We start from the raw sequence: 17,969 nt of genomic DNA, 5'->3' as shown, positions 1-17,969 counted from the left end.
TGGTCTTCGCGGACGATGGCTATGGCTTGTTCGACTCCGGTGACGTCGGCGAGTGCGGCGCCGACTTCGCCGAGTTCGATGCGGAATCCGCGGATTTTGACCTGGTCGTCGGTGCGTCCCATGTATTCCAGGTCGCCGTCTGTGTTCCAGCGGACGAGGTCGCCGGTGCGGTACATGCGGGAACCGGTTTGTCCGAATGGGCAGGCGACGAATCGTGAGGCGGTGAGTCCAGGGCGGCGCAGATAGCCGCGGGCGAGCCCGCGACCTGCGATGTACAGCTCACCGACCACGCCGATGGGCACTTCGCTAAGTCCCTCATCCAGCGCGAAGAAGGCGAGATTGCTCAGCGGGACACCGATCGGGCTCACGCGGCCGTTCGCGTCCGCCTGATCGAGTTCCCGGTAGGAGGCGTGCACCGTGGTCTCGGTGGTGCCGTACATGTTGATCAGTCGTGGTGAGTCCGGGTACCGGTTCCACCACGAAGCCAGCCGGTAGGGTTCCAGCGACTCACCAGCGAAGATGACCGTTTCGAGTTCGGGCAGTCGTGAATCCGGCTGCATTTCCTGGACTGCTTGCAGGGCGTGGAACGCTGACGGCGTCTGGCTTAATACGGTGATCTGCTCGTCGAGCAGCAGTCGGTGCAGGTCGATCGGTGATCGCACGACTGATTCCGGGACGACGACGAGTCGGCCGCCGAACAGCAGCGCGCCCCACATCTCCCACACCGAGACATCGAATGCGTACGAGTGGAACTGGCTCCACACTTGTCCCGCCTGCGGGGTGAACCCCGAGTCGCACACTGCGGCGAACAGCTGGGTGATGTTCTCGTGGGTGACGGCGACGCCCTTGGGAGTGCCGGTCGTGCCGGAGGTGTAGATGGCGTACGCCAGCGCCGACGCCGACGGAATCAACAGTGGTGCAGCGGTTGTGGTGGCGGGTGCGGGATCGGTGGCATCGATGACCGGCAGTTCGTAGCCGGTCAGCCGGGACGTGTACTTCCGGTCGGTGATGACCGCGACCGGTGTCGCGTCGGCGAGCATGAATCCGACCCGCTCGTCGGGATGCCGCACGTCGATCGGCAGATACGCCGCCCCCGCCTTGAGTACAGCCAAGATCGACACGATCGCGTCGGCTGACCGCGGCAGCATCAACGCGACGACATCACCGAGACCGATACCTCGATCGATGAGCAGGCGCGCGAGGCGTGATGATGCCTCATCGAGTTCAGAATACGTCCACGACTGTTGTTCGAAGACCAGCGCTACCGCGTCCGGTGTTCGTCCCACCTGCGCGGCGAAAAGCTCCGGGATCGACACCGCCGCAGTCTGTTCGGTCAGCACCGCGCGGTTCGAGAACGCCGCCAGCTGGGTCAGTTCATGTTCGTCGAACACCTCGATCGAGGACACCCGCTGCTGCGGATCGGCCACCACCGCGTCGAGGACCCGGCGCAACCGACTCACCAGATCAGCGAACGTGCGGTTGTCGGCATATTCGGACGCGCCGGCGTGCCGAAGCGTGATGTCGCCGGTACTATCCATGACGGCGAGACTAAAAGTGTCGATTTCGCCGAAGTTCAGATAGTCGAACTTCCATTTCCCGGCCGCGCCGACGAATGGCGGGAAACTCGGGTGAATGTTGACAATCAAGTCCAGCTCGGCGAACCCGAGCGTGCGCACGGGGAAGCGCTGATGACGAGCGCACTCTCGAACTCGATCGCTGACGCTCTTCACATATTCGATGAAACCGCTGTTGCCATCGACGGCAATCCGCAAAGGAACGATACCCGAGAACATTCCCGGAATAGACTTCAATTCCGGAAGCGTTCGCCTGCCAACCGGGATGCCCAAGATTATGTCTTGTCTGCCCAAGTCGCGGGACAGGCACAAAGCTGCCGACGCCAGCAAGATGGTGGTCCATCGCACGCCGTGCTTATCGGCAATTTGTTTTAGGTCTGATACCAAGGACTCGTCGAGCAGTGTCGGTTCTGGAGTATGAATTGCTTCGGTCCGAAGCGACGTGTCTGGCACGCCATCGGGGGATGTCCGAAGAAGGCCTGGATTGGTATTTCGACCGGATTCCAGCAGATTGAGTTCGTTCAGCCAGAAGCGACGATCCAGAGCATATTCGTCCGACTCTTCATAACAAGTTTCCAACCGTACCAGATCGGCAAGACTCGAGAAGGGGTTCGGCGTGGGCTTCAGACCCGCTACCAGGCGCTCATAATTCTCGAAGATTCGATGCGTGAGTAGTGTTGCGCCAAAGCCGTCCAGAACAAGGTGGTGCGTCGAAAAGAGGGCATAGACCTGATCGTCACTCGTCCTGAAGTACGCGAACCGATACAGTTGGCCCGCCAACGGCATCGGCCTGTTCGCCTCCATATGGGCCAACTCGAGCGCCTCGGCCTGCGGATCAGAGCTCGACCGGAGATCTACCAGCGGCCAGCTTTGGCCATCGGGCACATCGTCCATCTGCTGGTAGACGACGCCGTTCGATTCGAAGATGGACACCCGGACGGGGTCCGACTCCTGCAATGCCTGCTCGATCGCACGATCCATCATCTGATGACTGAATTCGCCATCAATGATCACGAGCAGCCCGATGATCCATCCAGCCCCGTCGCGTCCAACTATCTGCTGGCCTAGCCACACATCCAGTTGAGATCCGGTCAAGGGGAAAGTCTGACGCTGAATTGACATGTTTAGCTCGTAATCTACGCAGGACGGCCGGATGAGCGATTGGCAGAAACATTCAGCAAGTCCGGGAATTCTTGATGACTGGCAACTTGAAGAATCTCCGGCATTGATGGTCGAGCGTGGGAGATTCTTAGATCAAGCTGTGGTATGTGTGGTGAAGACCCATCGGCTACTATCCGGCCGATTCGGTGCTTCCGATGTGGGAGTCCCGCTACAGGGTAGCCCAATGCTGATCTATGTAGCTAATAGCATCTGCCCTGGAAACGCCTTCGATCTGGACGGCCCATCCGTCCGGCACTGTCGAGAACTCGGGCCACAGCGAGTATTCGCCCAGATTATTTCGAAGAACCACGAAGATGCCGTCTTCGTTATCGAATGGATTAGACATTGTCCGCCTTTTTAAGTGCCGAATTTCTAGTTTCAGGATTGCGGTCTTTGAAAGATTTGGGCGACCGCGAAGGGTGCGTTCGGCCGGGCCGGTCCAGCTGGAAAAATGAGATATTCCATGGCGCGGCTCGAATAGGGATCGCCCGCCAAAAGAATGCTACGGCTTGTTTCCCCGGATAGATGATTTGGCAAATCTGACTTGCTTCTTATGCACCCCACTCCCCCCAACCAAGCATTTGCTTGCCTCGTTTCGAGAGCGAGAGTAACACGCGGCATGTGAACCGTCAACAGCGCGAAAGTCGCAGGGCTGCTGCATGATTCGGTGAGGCTGACCCCGTCTTCGTTCCGGTCAGGTCGGCGACTGATGGCCGTGACGAGGCCGAACGCTGCGTCTGCGCTCTGGCGAGTCGCATGCTCGCCGGGCGCTCGGCGAGCCGATAAGCAGGGCCAAGCCGTCGGCGTGGATTCTGCGGCGCCGAGTGACGTAGCGAGAGGTTTGCCAGGGCGGGGTTTCCCGGCGGCTGTCAACGGCCATCGGCAAGTCCCCGATGGTGGCCAGAGGAATTGAACCGCCCCGGGGTTTAAGGCGCACCCTGATGTCCCCGGAAGTCTCGGAGTCGGTTGCTTGACTCTTGGTCACGACACCGCCGGAGGAGGGCGTATTGGATTGTGGCGGCGGCCTGGCCGATCAGTACGTCGTGACGACCGCCGCCGTGCTGCTGCAAGTCTGACCGCAACCCGTCAGGCCTGTTCGCGAGGTAGGTGGACGGCGAATGTAGTCCCTACGGTCGGGGTGCTGGTGACTGCAATGGTGCCTCGGTGGGCGGTGACGATGGCTTGGACGATGGACAGTCCCAGACCTGTGCCGCCACTGGCGCGGGTGCGCGAGGAATCCGCGCGGTAGAAGCGTTCGAAGACGTGGTCGGCTGCTGCCCGGTCGAGTCCGGGGCCGGTGTCGACGATCTCGATCTCTACCTCGTCGGCGGCCGGGGTCAGGCGGACGGTGATCGACGTTCCGTCGGGGGTGTGGGTGCGGGCGTTGTCGAGGAGGTTGCTGAGGACCTGGCGCAGGCGATGTTCGTCGCCGAGGATTTCCAGGGTGCCGGTGCCCTCGGCGATGTCGAGGGTGATCGGGCGGTGTTGTCCTTGCGCGGCTTCGACCGCGCGGGCGCTGTGCACGGCGTCGCCCGCTAGCGCCAGTAGGTCCACCGGGCCGAGTTCGACGGGGCGTTGAGCGTCGAGGCGGGCCAGCATGAGCAGGTCTTCCACCAGCAGGCCCATGCGTTGGGCCTCGTGTTCGATGCGGTTCATGAACATCGCGGGGTCGGTAGTCGCGCCCTGGCGGTACAGCTCGGCGAAGCCGCGGATGGTGGTCAGGGGTGTGCGTAGTTCGTGGCTGGCGTCGGCGACGAAACGGCGCATCTTCGCCTCGGATTCGCGCGCGGCGGTTTCGGAGGCCTCGGTCGCGGCGAAAGCCTGCTGGATCTGGGTCAGCATGCTGTTCAGTGAACGGGATAGCCGGTCGACCTCGGTGACGTTGCCGCGCACGGGGATTCGATGATGTAGCTCGCCGCCCGCGATCGCCGCCGCGGTCGCTTCGACCCGGTGGAGCGGGCGCAGGCTGCCGCGCACCACGAAATAGGCCGCGATAGCCAACGCGAGCAGCACCATCGCGCCGACAACCAATTGCAGCACAACGAGCTTGCGTACTATCTCGATGTTCTCGGCCAGCGGCCACGCGACCGTCGCCGTCGCACGATGGCCATCGACGGTCACCACCCGCCATTGATCGTCCGAGCCGTCCAGCGAGCCGACCGTGACCGGTCGCAGTGCGGGAGGGTTGGGGAGATCTGGCTTGGCATCCGTACCGAAGACGTTGTCGAGAAGTACTTCTCGGCTGCCGTCCGTGCTCCGGGCCGTCACGAAGTAGCGCCCGGGTGGCTGGCCGGACTCCGAGGAGGGCGGGGGCAGATTCGGTGCGGGTAGCCCGACCCTGCGCTCCCATTCCATCGCCGCGTCCTGTACCTGCTGATCGGTGCGGTTCTGCAGCGAGTTCTCCAACGCTTTGGTCACCACGAAACTCGAAGCGACCAAACCGAATCCGGCCAACGCGACCAGCATCAGCACCAAGGTCACCCGCAGCGGGAGTCTGCTCACCGCGTCGGCTCACGCATCACATAGCCGACCCCACGCAGCGTGTGGATCAACCGCTGCTCGCCGGTGTCGACCTTCTTGCGCAGATACGACACGTAGGTCTCCACCACGCCCACCTCGCCACCGAAGTCGTAGCGCCAGACGTGATCGAGGATGCGAGGTTTGCTCAGCACGCTGCCCGCGTTCACCATGAAATAGCGCAGCAGCGTGAACTCGGTGGGCGACAACGCGACCGGTTCGCCCGCCTTCCACACCTCGTGCGTGTCGTCGTCGAGTTCGATGTCGGCGAAGCGCAACCGGGTGCTCGCCTTCGCCGGCTCGGCGTGGCCTGCGCGACGCAGGATCACCCGCAACCGCGCCACCACCTCCTCCAGGCTGAACGGCTTGGTGACGTAGTCGTCGGCGCCGAGGGTGAGCCCGGTGATCTTGTCGTCCACGTCGTCGCGCGCGGTCAGGAACAGCACCGGCGCGTCGAACCCGTCGGCGCGCAACCGGCGCAGCAGGCCGAAGCCGTCCATGCCGGGCATCATCACGTCGACGATCAGCGCCTGCGGCCGGAACGTGCGCGCCCGATCCAGCGCCTCGGCGCCGTCGGCCGCCGTCGCCACCTCGAACCCCTGGTAGCGCAAGCTCACCGCCAGCAGTTCGACGATCATCGGTTCATCGTCGACGACAAGCACCCGCGCTTCGGGCACGCCACCAGCACTCATGCTCTGCTCTTCCGGCATGCTCGGGCGCCGTGCGCGGTTACGCGAGCTGCCTGCGCCGGGCGCTGACCGTTCATGCCCCCATGCTCCACCACCGGGCTGGGAAGTGGCTGGACCGACGCTGTGAGGTCGCTGTGTGGCTCAGCGCTGGTCGGCGGGGTAGGTCTGCTCGTCGCTCATCAGGGCCGAACCGGCGATATTGCCGTGTGACAGCGCGTCGAGGAAGGCGCGCGCCCAGCGTTCGACATCGTGGGTGAGCACCTGACGGCGCAGGGACCGCATCCGGCGGCGCTTGGTGTCGCGATCGTCGTCGAGCGCGCCGATGATCGCGTCCTTCACGCTGTCCAGGTCGTGCGGGTTGCACAGGTAGGACTGGCGCAGCTCGGCCGCGGCACCGGTGAACTCGCTCAGCACCAGGGCGCCGTTGAGGTCGCTGTGGCAGGCCACATACTCCTTCGCGACCAGGTTCATGCCGTCGCGCAGGGGCGTGACCAGCATGGCGTCGGCGGCGATGAAGAAGGCGATGAGCTCGTCGCGGGGGATCGGACGGTGCAGGTAGTGCACGACCGGGTAGCCCACGCGGGCGAATTCCCCGTTGATCCGGCCCACCTGGCGTTCGATATCGCCGCGCATCTTGATGTAGCTCTGCACGCGTTCGCGGCTGGGGGTGGCCAGCTGGACCATCACCGTCTCGGTGGGGTCGACGCGGCCCTCTTCGAGGAGTTCCTGCAGCGCGTTGAGCCGGATGTCGATGCCCTTGGTGTAGTCGAGGCGGTCGACGCCGAGCATGATGTTCTTGGGATTGCCCAGCTCGGCACGGATTTTCGCGGCCCGCTCGCGCACCGACCGACGCCGGGACGACTCGTCGAGCTCGGCCGAATCGATCGAGATGGGGAACGCGCCGACGCGGACCGTGCGGAAACCGACCTGCACGACACCCAGCTTCGAGCGAACCCCGATGGTGCCACGTGAGGTGGGCTGACCGGCCAGTCTGCGGGCCAGGTAGAGGAAGTTCTGCGCGCCGCCGGGCAGGTGGAAACCGATCAGATCGGCGCCGAGCAGGCCTTCGACGATCTCGGTGCGCCACGGCATCTGCATGAACAGCTCGACCGGCGGGAACGGGATGTGCAGGAAGAAACCGATGGTCAGATCGGGGCGGAGCATGCGCAGCATCTTGGGCACCAGCTGCAGCTGGTAGTCCTGCACCCAGACCGTCGCGCCCTCGGCGGCCACCTTCGCGGTCTCCTCGGCGAACCGCCGGTTGACCTCGACATAGGCCGCCCACCAGGCCCGGTCGTACACCGGGCGCACGATCACGTCGTGATACAGCGGCCACAGCGTGCCGTTGGAGAACCCTTCGTAGTAGTCCTGCACTTCCTGACCCGTGAGCGGCACCGGATACAGCTCGAGCCCGTCCTCGATGATCGGTTCGACCTCGACATCGGGCACACCGGCCCAGCCGACCCAGGCGCCCTTGTTGCTGCGCAGCACCGGTTCCAGCGCGGTTACCAGCCCACCGGGGCTGCGCTTCCACCTGGTGGTGCCGTCGGGCAGGCGCTCGAGGTCGACCGGCAGCCGGTTGGCGACGACAACAAATCCCGAACCCGCACCGGTCGGTGCGAGGGTTTCGCTGCTTTCGGACGGACGGTCGTTGGACGGTTGATCGATCATTTGGTCCACTCACGCATCCTTATGCGTCGCAGGGGTGCGCTGTGTCAGGCGGGAGCGATGCCGAGCATGGACAGCAGCATGCGGCACTCGCCGGCGTCTTCGGCGTGTGCCGCGACGACCTTCTGTGCCTGGCGGGCGGTTTCGTCGGCAAGCGGCGCGAGCTCGTCGTCGGCGATGTCGTTGGCGGTGCTCTTCGCGACCATAATGGGTTCGTCCTCCCGGTTTCCCTGCGCTCTACCTGCGAGTGATCAATACTATCGGGCGCCGGCGCACGGCCGATGAAGTAGCGACGCGTAACACCCCGCCCCGGTGCCGTGTCGTGGCGGTCCCGTTACCGTGGGGGTAGTACACGATTGACCCCGCAGAGAGGTTTGTTTCATGCCACTGGCCACGGTGAACGGCATCGCACTGAATTATCAGGTCAAGGGCGACCGTACCAAGGGCACCGACGTCAAGGGCGGTGGTCCGCTGGTGGTGTTGATCATGGGGACCGGATCGCCCGGCCGAGTGTGGGAGCTGCACCAGGTTCCCGCGCTGGTCGCGGCGGGTTATCGGGTCTGCGTGTTCGACAATCGTGGGATCGCGCCGTCTTTCGAGGCCGCGGGCGGAATGCGGATCGAGGAGCTGGTGGCCGATACCGCCGCGCTGATCGAGTTCCTCGGCGAGGGCCCCGCGCTGATCGCGGGGACGTCGATGGGTGCGCGGGTGGCTCAGGAGCTGGCGCTGGCCCGGCCCGATCTGGTCCGCAAGGCTGTGTTCATGGCCGGTCACGGCAGGCTGGATCAGTTCCAGAAGACGCTGTCGGCCGGTGAGCAGGACCTCGATGCCTCGGCGGTGAAGCTGCCCGCGAAGTTCGAGGCGGCGTTGAGCGCGGTGATGAATCTGTCGCCGGCGACGATGGCCGACACCAATGCGGCGCGCGACTGGCTCGACCTGTTCGAGTTCACCGTCGGAGCTCTTTCACCCGGTGTTCGGGCGCAGCGGGCAATGGACCACGAGTTCGATCGGGTCGCCGCCTACCGTTCGATTACGGTGCCCTGCTTGGCAATTGGGTTCGCCGATGATCGGATGATTCCGCCGTACCTGTCGCGCGAGGTGGCCGAGGCCATTCCCGGCGCCCGCTACCAGGAGGTTCCGGATACGGGTCACTACGGCTACCTGGAGCGTCCCGAGGCGGTCAACAAGATCCTGCTCGACTTCTTCGCCGCCTGATCGGGGAGGCGAGGCAGCATTGGGTAACTCCCTACCAGTAACGTATGCCTTGCTAGGGTCGACACAACGCTCGTGGCTTCGCGGCCGCGCAGTGATCCTGTACACAGCGCCAGTATCCAGTGAGGTGAAATGAGCACCAACCCCTTCGACGACGAGGACGGCCGCTTCTTCGTTCTGGTCAACGATGAAGAGCAGCACTCCCTGTGGCCCGCGTTCGCGGAGGTCCCGGCGGGCTGGCGTGTCGTGTTCGGCGAAGAAAGCCGGGCAGCGTGCGTCGAGTACGTCGAGAAGAACTGGACCGACATGCGGCCGAAGAGCCTGCGTGACGCGATGGCCGCCGACGACGCAGCCCGCGCCCAGTCCTGATCTCCTCCGCCTCCGCGTGACACCCCAATCCGGTGTCACGCGGTTGGCGTGCGCGGCTAAGATAGTCGCGCACCACCCGCCTCCTTAGCTCAGTGGTAGAGCACCGCTCTTGTAAAGCGAAGGTCGTCAGTTCAATCCTGACAGGGGGCTCATCTCAAAAAAGGCTCTGACCTAGGTCAGGGCCTTTTTGCGCGCTAGCCGCCTTCGGTGAACCGGCGTTTGGCCGCACTGTGGACGCACTCTGTTCCCGTCGTTCGGCCACGGCGTCCACATCGTCATCGACCAAGTCGGCGTAGACATCCAGCGTCATCGCTTCGTGCCTCCCCTAGCCTTTTTTTGGGGACGACAGTGTTCGTGAATGCTTGTAGCATTCGGCTCATGAAGCGCGCAAGCATGTCTTTCGTCGGGGCGCTGGCCCTCGCCGCAGCGGTGGTTGGTGCCCCCTCCGCCGCTGCCTTTCCTATTCCGCTGCCGACCGGGTCGTCGATGCCGCTGCCGACCGGGTCGTCGGAGGGTCAATGGGCGATCCTCGACGGTAAGCTGATGATCGAGAACCTGGACCGATGCTGGGCCAGCGGTTTCCCGCGCGAGGTGACCTACGAGAACCGAAGCGACCGAACACTTCTGGTGTTTTCTACCCCGGACTGCACCGGGGCGCCGGTGGCGACGGTGGCGCCTCGCAGCATTGCCAATTACTACAGCTGGTCGATGGTCGCAGCCAGGTAGCGGAGCATCGCTCCGACGTGAAAGGCCCTCGACGACCGCGTGAACGCGCCGCCGTCGAGGGCCTTTCCTCGGCCGATCGCCGTTGACCGGCTCAACGCCATGAAGCGCGTGAGGAGATCCTGCTCCGGTCGCGGTTCTCCGATGCTCATGTTCGAGCCGAAGCGTTCAGCGCGGCGTCGGAACTCGCGTACGCGATTGGATTCAGCTCCCACGATGTCGGCGCGGACGGGGCGGCACTGAGGTACTTCCTGGCAGCGCTGCGTGGGTGCCGGTGCGCGCTGTAACGTCACGAACGGCTGATCGAAGTGGGACCGGGGAGGGATCGTGGGATACAACACGTCATGGATTGCCGTGCGCGGAAAGTCGTCGGAGGCCGTCTGTGCCGCGTTGGGGCTAGTCGGTACCGGTAAAACCCGGTCGACGTCGTCGGCGCCATATTCGGCGGCCACCTTGCCTGGTGGATGGTTCCTGGTCGAGGCCTGCGCCGACGCGGAATGGGCCGAGGGTGTCGATCTGGTGTCTTTGTCGGCCGGTTGCGAGATTGTCACCCATGCCGTGAATAACGGTGGCGGCAACAGCGCAACCGGATGGCACGACGGCCGGCGGCAGTGGCTGATCGATGCCTACGAAGAGCTGGAGATCATCGGCCAGCTGCCGCCGGAAGCTGAGGCCGTCCTTGCCGCGATCACCGAGTCCGACGACCCGGACGAGTGGGAGTTCGACCCCGTGATCGGCCTGACCGCGAGCCTGGTCGGCTACGAATACGGTAGCTCGTTGACCGAGGGCGCCTTCGAGATCTTGGATCATCCGGAGTACCGGGATCTGCCAGATCTGGCGTTCACGCGCCTTACTGAGGCCCTTGATGCGGCGGGCTTCGATTTGGTCGCAGTCGAGGAAGTCCGCGAGCAGTGTTATGTGAGTGCCCGGTTCGTCAATCGCGGAATCGCTGTGGCGGGGATGACGCCAGATCTGCATGTCAGCATCGCCCGCCACCAACACGGTGGCGCTGTGATCGATGGCAGTGTCTGGGTCATGGCGCAACAGGTCAATGACCTGCTGTGCGAGTTGCCCGCTCAGGCGTGGCTGGACAGGGAGTCGGCGACGTGGCTTCGCAGCACCCACCTGACGGTGTTGGGCCGTGATCGCGAGCCCAGCCGGTTGGGTAGTCCGGCCGAGGTCGAGCGATCCGTACAGGAGTTCGTCTCGTTCGCCGAACGGGAGGTCGCGGCATGGTTCACCACCGTCGACGAGACTCTCGGCAGCCTGATCGCTGTGGTTCGATCACCGCCGTTGCGGAACACATGGGCGTTGCGCCCAACTGTGGTGGCCTGCCTACTCAACGGACGAACGGATCGGGCTGCGGCGCTGATGAATTGGTATATCGCTGCGGGCAATTATCCCAACCGTGATTCCGCGCAACGGATCACCGCGTTCGATGACGCACTGCAGGTCAGATTCCCGCAATACGCTGGATTGCGCGCCGCTGCTGCTCCCGATGCCTGAAGAACGACCGGGTCGGGCACCGCGACCTGGAAGAGCTGAGCCTGGTCCACCGCACGTCCGGGGACGTGTAGTGGACCAGATCCATCGAGCCAGGACACGGTGCTACCTCACCGCTCGGGCCAGAGCACTACGCCGACGAGGACGGCCAACGGAAGGCCGATCGCGACGACGAACCCGATGGTGATCATCGGCCGTTACTCTCGGCTGCGGTGAGCCATGCCTCTATGTCGTCCAGCGACCCGGACACAACCACGCGCCAGGGGTTCGACAGCTCCCATTCCCACGGCGGCTCGGGTGCGTAGCGGATAGACAGCGAGCGGCGCGCGGCGCGCTCTCTCAACTGGGTGAGTCGGTCCGTCGTCGCCTTGCTCATCGGTCCCCCTGGTGGGTCGGGTGTCGAATGCGCCCGCAGCCGGGAAACCGGTACCGGGCCGGTTCGGTACCCGGCGGCGGGGCTGAATCGACTGTGCCAGTGCGGAGGTCGCGCACTGTCCCGGTACGGGACACACTTCGCACGTAGCATGTGTGTTTTCCGGGTGTCTTCGACGGGAGCGGATATGGACGCCGACCGGTTCATCGGGCAACAGGTGCGCGCCATCCGAGCGCGGCGCGGTATCTCGCAACAGGTGCTGGCCGATCGCACGGGGGTGAGCCGTGGGGCAATCGCGAAGTATGAGAACGGCGAACGGCCGATCGATTCACGCCGGACGCTGCTCGCCCTGGCGGCGGCGCTCGGGGTCACCATCGGTGATCTGACCAACCACGAGCAAGACAAGCTCGACCCGTCCACGGCTGGATTCCATGCCGCTGTTCCTGATCTGGAGACAGTGTTGTGGTCGCGCGGCAACACCACCGACACCGCGCTGCCGCGCTCTCTGGACGAACTGGCCGCGCTCACCCGCACGGCTACCAAGCTGCGCCACGATTGCGACTACGCGACGCTCGGGCCGATGCTGGCCCCGATGCTGACCGATGCCTACCGTCATGTTCATGACGCCGACGCCGGTAGCGCCGAGCGCGCGTGGGATGTTCTGAGCACGGTGACCTACGGCGTCGCGTCGGCGCTGCGAGCACGCGGGTACCACGCCCTTGCCTGGAACGCCGCGCAGGAATCCGAGCGCGCTGCCGCCCATGTGGACGGGGCCGCGCCGATCGCCGCCGCCGCATTTGCTCAGGGCCAGATCCTTTTGTCTCGCCCTGGTGCGCTGCCTGCCGCCCTGGCGACCACGACCGAGACCGCCGAGCGGGTCGCCGCCGATGTGCGCACCGTGGGCGATGTGGAGACGCTGGGGATGCTCCACCTACAGAGTTCGATCGTCACGGCCACGATGGGCGGTGACCCCGAGCCCTACCTAGCCGAAGCGGCCGACCAGGCGGCGCGATTGGCTGATGCCATGCCGAGCACGTCGGTGGCGCGCAATGAGTCGTTCGGCCCGGCGAACGTGGCCTTGTGGCGGATGTCGGCGGCGATGGAACGGCGTGAGCCCGGTGAGGTGCTCGCCCTGGCACCGACGCTCTCGCCGGTCGATCTGCCCAACGATGGCCGCCGTGCTCAGTACTTCGTGGAGACGGGCCGCGCGTACGCCATGCAGAAGAACTACCGCGATTCGCTGTATGCCCTGTTGCGCGCAGAGCACGCCGCCCCCCAGCATGTCCGGAGCATGTCACCGGTGCGCGAGCTGGTCGGGCACATGATGCGGACGGTGCGGCGCGACCTGACGACGGGTGATCTCGGGAAGCTGGCGCAACGGGTCGGCGTCGTGCCTTCGTGAGGTGCTGTACAGCGCAGGTCAGTACGGGTATCCGGTGGCCTCACTTTGGACGCAATCTCTACTGATCACGGGTGATTACCGGTGATCACCACTGACATTGTTTCCGCTGGTCGGGACATGAAAAGGCCCCCTGCCAGGACTGACCCGTGAGTTCAATCCTGACAGGGGGCTCGAGAAGCGCCCGACCTAGGAAAGGCCAAACAGGTCGGGCGCTTTTGTTTTCGGCGAGGTCAGCGCTGGGAGCAACGCCCCCAACTTTGCTAGGGCGGCTGCCCCAAAACTTTGGGGCCACCTCGCGTTCATGCGCTGCGGTATCTTCCATGCGATCGCCGCACCCTAGTCGGCGCGCAGAGGAAGCACACACCACATGTTCAACAAGTCCTTTGCGGTCGCCGCGCTCTCGGTGAGCGCCGCTGCCGTCCTCGCGGCCCCGCCCGCCGCCGCCGACCCGGTCAACTGGGGCGCCGCTTCCCTCAGCGTGTGGGGCAACGTCTACGCGTTTTCGGTCAACCACCCGACGGAAGCCGACGCCATTCGAGCCGCCGACCGGGCGTGCAAGGGTCAAGGCATCATCGACTGCCGGATGGTGGTGACGTTCGCGAACGGCTGCGGTGCGGTCGCGACGAGTCCGCTCGCGATCGTCGCAGGATTCCCGATCTTGGGCTTCGGTAAAGGGGCGACCCCAGGGGAGGCGCACGCAGACGCCATCCGCAACCTCCCCACCGGCACCGGAAGCGCCGGCTCGTTCGATCACGCCTACGCCTGCACCCTGCCTTGATTCAGTTCCCGCTGACCGCACCTTCGGCGCGCGGTGTCTCCATGAGATGTTCACGGCCCCAGGCTTCCAGCGGAAGCAGCGCGTTGTTGAGCAACACGCCCAGTGGTGTCAGCGAGTACTCGACGCGCGGGACGACCTCGTCGAACACCTCGCGGTGCACGATTCCGTCGGCTTCCAGCTCCCGCAGTTGCGTGGTGAGGACCTTCTCGGACACACCCTGTACCTGGCGGCGCAATTCACCGAAGCGGTGGGGGCGTTCGCTCAGCGGCCACAGGATCATCATCTTCCACTTGCCGTTCAGGACCGACAGGGTGGCGTCGAGTCCGCATGTGTACGCGCCCGGCCTGCGTGTGATCGGCACGAATGCCCCTTTCACCTGCTGTTCTCTTACCCGGAAGTACGTACCCACTTCGCTGTGCGTACTTGTTCGGCCCGGGTGGCTCGCCAAGAGTATTGCTCATGTCCGATCACTCGAAGAAGTCACTGACCGTCCTCGGCCTCGGCGATATGGGCTCGGCCCTGGTCCGCTCCTGGCTCGCCGACGGGTACGCCGTCACGGTCTGGAATCGCAGTGCCCGACCGGCTCCAGAGGGGGCGACCGTCGCCGCGACCGCGGCTGACGCCATCGCCGCGAACTCGCTGATCGTCGTTTGTCTTCTCGACGACGCGTCGGTGCGCGCGACCTTGGACGGCATAGACCTGACCGGGCGCGACATCGTCAACCTGACCACCAGCACTCCCGCCGAGGCTCGCGAACTGTCCGATTGGATTACCTCGCGCGGCGGGCGTTTTCTGGACGGCGGGATCATGGCTGTGCCGTCGATGATCGGTGTCGCCGAGTCCGGCGCGTACGTCTTCTACAGCGGTTCGGCACACCTGCACGAGGTCAACGCCGAAGCCCTGGCCGTGCCCGCCGGGGTCAAGTATGTGGGCACCGATGCCGGTTTCGCGGCCTTGTATGACATCGCCCTGCTCAGCGCGATGTGGGGCATGTTCGCCGGCGCCGCGCACGGCTTCGCCTTGATCCGCGCGGAGGACATCGCACCGGTCGATTTCGCGCCCTTCATGGTCGGCTACCAGCAGGCGATGGCCGGCTACGCGTACGGCACCGCCGCCCAGCTGGCCAGTGGCGACTACGCCGAGGGTGTCGAATCGAATCTGGCGATGATGGTCACGACGAACGGCACGTTGCTGCGCACCGCCGCCGAACAAGGCGTCAGTCCGGAGCTGCTCACGCCCTTCATGGCACTGATGGAGCGGCGGGTCGCCGAGGGCGGCGGGCACGAGTCCAACACGGGTGTCGTAGACCTGTTGCGTCGCTGAGTTGCGGTGCCGCGGGTAGCCCCGCATGCAGCATGGCTCGACCGCCACGGTGCTCGACGACGCGCAGAATTGCGGGGTGCATGGGTCGAGTTCGCCGATGCCGAGGGCACGTGGGATCGCTAGCGTTGACGAATGATCGATCCGAAGGCCCTGTCCAGTACCGCTGGCTATGGTGAAGCCGCCGACGCGCTCGCCGAGCAGTACGAGAGCGTCTCCTTCGCCGATGTTCACTGTGACGTACTGCACCTGTTCCCCTCTCGGCCCAGCGCGATCCTCGACATCGGCGCAGGCAGCGGCCGCGATGCCGCCGCACTGGCAGGCCAGGGGCATGTGGTCGTCGCCGCTGAGCCCACCGCGGAACTTCGAGCCCTTGGTCAACAGATCCATGTCGGCCGGGCCATCGAATGGGTCGACGACTCGCTGCCCGAAATGCGGATTCTTCGCAGTCGCGGCGCACGCTTCAACGTGATCCTTCTGACGGCGGTGTGGATGCATCTGGATGAACCACAGCGGTCGTCAGCGATGAAGAGGATCGCCGATTTGCTTGCCTTCGAGGGGCGGGTGATCCTCTCCCTGCGCCACGGCCCCGTCCCGGCCGGACGGCGGATGTTCCACGTTTCGGCACACGAGACGATCGAGCTCGCCCGAGGCCATGGTCTGAGCGTTGTGCACCTCAGCGAGCGTGCAGACCCGCATGGTCGGCAAGACGTGCACTGGAGCTACTTGGGATTGCAACAGGAGACCGCAGCCGACTGACGAAGCCAGCGCTCGGGGTTCGCCCGGCGTGCTGCCCATGTCCCGTTCCCTGTGGACTGGATATGGCACGATAATAGCCATATCTGGCACAAAAGTGGTCAGAATTGGCTATTATCGTGCCATGTCTACAACCAGTCGTGCCGCAGAGGTGGTGGGACTCGCCAATGAGCAGCGGGGGTTGATCACCAGCAGGCAGGCACGCTCGATAGCTGGTGTGACACCCCAGCAGCTCAAGCAGATGGCTGATTCCGGCGTACTGGAACGACTGCACCACGGCCTGTACCGGGTCGCGCGATTTCCTTATGACGAGCATCAGGAGAAACGGGTTGCTTGGATCGCGATCGATCCGGCGCGAGTCGTCTGGGAGCGCCTCGACCAGGATGTACCGACCGGTGTCCTATCCCATCGCACCGCGGCAGAGATGCACCAGCTGGGTGACCTCGACGCCGACGTAGTGGAGCTGACCGCAGCCCGCCGGATCCGGCTCGCACTACCCGATATCGAAGTACACCGCGGGGAGCTCGTCCGTGACGACTGGCAGGTTGTCGACGGACTACCTGTGACAACTCCGGTCCGCACGATCGATGACCTGGCGGCTGCCTTCGTGGACGCCGGTCATCTGGCAACAGTTGTTCGCGAAGCGCTTACCCGCAGCCTGGTTGCTACCGAGGACGTCGTCACAGTGCTGGCGGCGCACGCATTCCGCTACGGCTACCGCCCGTTCGACGGTGACGGATTCCTCGAAGCACTGATCGAACAGGCCGGTGTATCGGCAAACACCGTGGCACTGGCCGAGATCGCAGCGCGCGCCGCTGCGAGACCTACTTCAGAGAGGTGAGCAAAGTGGAGCGGTCCCCGCAGTCCGTCAGAACTAGCATCACCCATCGGCTGAAGACTCATGCTAAGGAGAACGGCCAGCAATTCAACACAGTGAAGCGGAGTTTCGTGATGTCCCGCTTCCTCGCGCGTGTATTCGACGCCGACCCGCAGGGGTGGATCCTCAAGGGCGGGGTCGGGATGATGGTGCGTCTTCCGCACGCCAGATACAGCCGTGACATTGACCTGATGGTCGCGTCAGACGCTGCGGACCCGGTTGCTGAGCTACGTCGCGTGGTTCGCGACCACCGCATTGATCACTTCCGTTTCGAGGTTGGCCAACCAGTGGCGCTGAGCAACGGGAAAGGTGCACGGGTCACCGTCGGCGCGCTACTCGGTAGCACAACGTTCGATACGTTCAGTATCGATATCGTCGGCGCACGGCGAGAACTAGTTGGACCAGTCGAGCGGAAGTCGATCCCACGCTTGATCGATACCGACGACTTTCCGCCGGAAACCGACGTCCAGCTCTACCCGCTCGTCGACCAGATCGCAGACAAAATCTGCGCGATGTACGAGATCTACGGCACGCGTGCGCTTCAATCGTCCGGCCGGTACCGCGATCTTGTCGACCTGTTGCTCGTCAGCATGTTCCTGCCGATCAGCCTCCGACTGGCGGTCGCGGCGGTCGAACGTGAGCGGGCCGCGCGCGGCATCGGCACACTGCCGGTCACGCTCACTAGTCCTGGCCCGGATTGGAATCGCGGCTGGACGTCCGAGGCGAAGAAGAGCCCGCTGGCTTCGGACCACCATGACCTCGAAACGGCCATCGCGGTCGCAGGTCGTTGCTACAACCGAATCCTTGGTTCGCTTCCCGAGGTTGAAACCGGCGAGGAGTGGAGCCCTGAACGGGCACTCTGGGTGTAGAGCGCTTGTCTTTTCAAGCGAAAGGTCGGTGCTCGACCGGGAGGCCCCGATCAGTTCCTGACCGAATCGGTTCGGGGAGTGGGGGGCCTTGACCCCGGAAACTGGACACGGGGGTTTGTGATTACGCGGCTTGAGCCATGTTATCGGGCGCGTGAGCGGATTCGTAGTCGGCAGGGCT

Annotated in this window: 17 protein-coding genes and 1 tRNA gene; 11 read left to right on the top strand and 7 right to left on the bottom strand. The window is 64.5% G+C overall.

Features of this window, described 5'->3' with window-relative positions; genetic code table 11:
• The 6 genes from ACFXKN_RS32855 to ACFXKN_RS32830 all read right to left on the bottom strand — a co-directional run.
• On the bottom strand, positions 1-2,669 hold a 2,669-nt coding region (locus tag ACFXKN_RS32855; RefSeq protein WP_379434709.1), incomplete at its 3' end, for an amino acid adenylation domain-containing protein.
• 235 nt (positions 2,670-2,904) lie between these two features.
• The gene (locus tag ACFXKN_RS32850) at positions 2,905-3,081 is read right to left on the bottom strand and encodes an MbtH family protein (RefSeq protein WP_379434707.1); all 177 of its coding nucleotides are present in this window, start codon (positions 3,079-3,081) and stop codon (positions 2,905-2,907) included.
• Between the two features lie 740 nt (positions 3,082-3,821).
• Entirely contained in the window at positions 3,822-5,237 is a 1,416-nt protein-coding gene (locus ACFXKN_RS32845) for a sensor histidine kinase (RefSeq protein WP_379434705.1), read from the bottom strand.
• The gene (locus ACFXKN_RS32840) at positions 5,234-5,944 is read right to left on the bottom strand and encodes a response regulator transcription factor (protein WP_378970374.1); all 711 of its coding nucleotides are present in this window, start codon (positions 5,942-5,944) and stop codon (positions 5,234-5,236) included. The genes ACFXKN_RS32845 and ACFXKN_RS32840 overlap by 4 nt, the downstream gene beginning before the upstream one ends.
• Positions 5,945-6,082: 138 nt before the next feature.
• Positions 6,083-7,612 (bottom strand): trehalose-6-phosphate synthase, encoded by a 1,530-nt coding sequence (locus ACFXKN_RS32835; protein ID WP_378970942.1) that lies wholly within the window; start codon positions 7,610-7,612, stop codon positions 6,083-6,085.
• A gap of 44 nt (positions 7,613-7,656) precedes the next feature.
• Entirely contained in the window at positions 7,657-7,815 is a 159-nt protein-coding gene (locus tag ACFXKN_RS32830; protein ID WP_379434703.1) for a hypothetical protein, read from the bottom strand.
• 175 nt (positions 7,816-7,990) lie between these two features.
• On the opposite strand from ACFXKN_RS32830, the gene ACFXKN_RS32825 reads away from it, so the two are divergent.
• From ACFXKN_RS32825 to ACFXKN_RS32795, 7 genes are all read left to right on the top strand, one after another.
• Complete coding sequence (locus ACFXKN_RS32825) at positions 7,991-8,824, top strand: alpha/beta fold hydrolase (RefSeq protein WP_378970360.1); 834 nt, start codon at positions 7,991-7,993, stop codon at positions 8,822-8,824.
• A 129-nt stretch (positions 8,825-8,953) separates the two neighbouring features.
• Complete coding sequence (locus tag ACFXKN_RS32820; RefSeq protein WP_022565839.1) at positions 8,954-9,190, top strand: MbtH family protein; 237 nt, start codon at positions 8,954-8,956, stop codon at positions 9,188-9,190.
• A 78-nt stretch (positions 9,191-9,268) separates the two neighbouring features.
• A tRNA-Thr gene (locus ACFXKN_RS32815) sits at positions 9,269-9,340 on the top strand.
• 228 nt (positions 9,341-9,568) lie between these two features.
• Positions 9,569-9,916 (top strand): hypothetical protein, encoded by a 348-nt coding sequence (locus ACFXKN_RS32810; RefSeq protein WP_378970355.1) that lies wholly within the window; start codon positions 9,569-9,571, stop codon positions 9,914-9,916.
• 324 nt (positions 9,917-10,240) lie between these two features.
• A complete protein-coding gene (locus ACFXKN_RS32805; protein WP_378970352.1) occupies positions 10,241-11,419 on the top strand; it encodes a hypothetical protein in 1,179 nt (392 codons plus the stop codon).
• Positions 11,420-11,955: 536 nt separating this feature from the next.
• Entirely contained in the window at positions 11,956-13,191 is a 1,236-nt protein-coding gene (locus ACFXKN_RS32800) for a helix-turn-helix domain-containing protein (RefSeq protein WP_378970336.1), read from the top strand.
• Between the two features lie 367 nt (positions 13,192-13,558).
• A complete protein-coding gene (locus ACFXKN_RS32795) occupies positions 13,559-13,969 on the top strand; it encodes a DUF4189 domain-containing protein (RefSeq protein WP_378970329.1) in 411 nt (136 codons plus the stop codon).
• A gap of 1 nt (position 13,970) precedes the next feature.
• Here the strand turns inward: ACFXKN_RS32795 and ACFXKN_RS32790 are convergent, their stop codons facing one another.
• Positions 13,971-14,330 carry a winged helix-turn-helix transcriptional regulator gene (locus ACFXKN_RS32790; RefSeq protein WP_378970324.1) on the bottom strand — a complete coding sequence of 120 codons (360 nt, stop codon included), beginning with the start codon at positions 14,328-14,330 and terminating at the stop codon, positions 13,971-13,973.
• Positions 14,331-14,428: 98 nt separating this feature from the next.
• On the opposite strand from ACFXKN_RS32790, the gene ACFXKN_RS32785 reads away from it, so the two are divergent.
• The 4 genes from ACFXKN_RS32785 to ACFXKN_RS32770 all read left to right on the top strand — a co-directional run bounded on the left by ACFXKN_RS32785 (position 14,429) and on the right by ACFXKN_RS32770 (position 17,791).
• On the top strand, positions 14,429-15,292 hold the full coding sequence (locus ACFXKN_RS32785) for an NAD(P)-dependent oxidoreductase (RefSeq protein WP_379434699.1): 864 nt from the start codon (positions 14,429-14,431) through the stop codon (positions 15,290-15,292).
• Positions 15,293-15,424: 132 nt separating this feature from the next.
• Positions 15,425-16,048 carry a class I SAM-dependent methyltransferase gene (locus ACFXKN_RS32780; RefSeq protein WP_379434697.1) on the top strand — a complete coding sequence of 208 codons (624 nt, stop codon included), beginning with the start codon at positions 15,425-15,427 and terminating at the stop codon, positions 16,046-16,048.
• A gap of 121 nt (positions 16,049-16,169) precedes the next feature.
• Entirely contained in the window at positions 16,170-16,886 is a 717-nt protein-coding gene (locus ACFXKN_RS32775; protein ID WP_378970305.1) for a type IV toxin-antitoxin system AbiEi family antitoxin domain-containing protein, read from the top strand.
• A 110-nt stretch (positions 16,887-16,996) separates the two neighbouring features.
• The gene (locus ACFXKN_RS32770; RefSeq protein WP_379434694.1) at positions 16,997-17,791 is read left to right on the top strand and encodes a nucleotidyl transferase AbiEii/AbiGii toxin family protein; all 795 of its coding nucleotides are present in this window, start codon (positions 16,997-16,999) and stop codon (positions 17,789-17,791) included.
• The last annotated feature ends 178 nt before the right edge of the window (positions 17,792-17,969 follow it).

Origin of the sequence: Nocardia sp. NPDC059195 (assembly GCF_042754695.1) — a bacterium.
Taxonomy (GTDB): domain Bacteria; phylum Actinomycetota; class Actinomycetes; order Mycobacteriales; family Mycobacteriaceae; genus Nocardia.
Note: the sequence above shows the minus strand (reverse complement) of the source record. Positions and strands in the feature narration are given on the sequence as shown.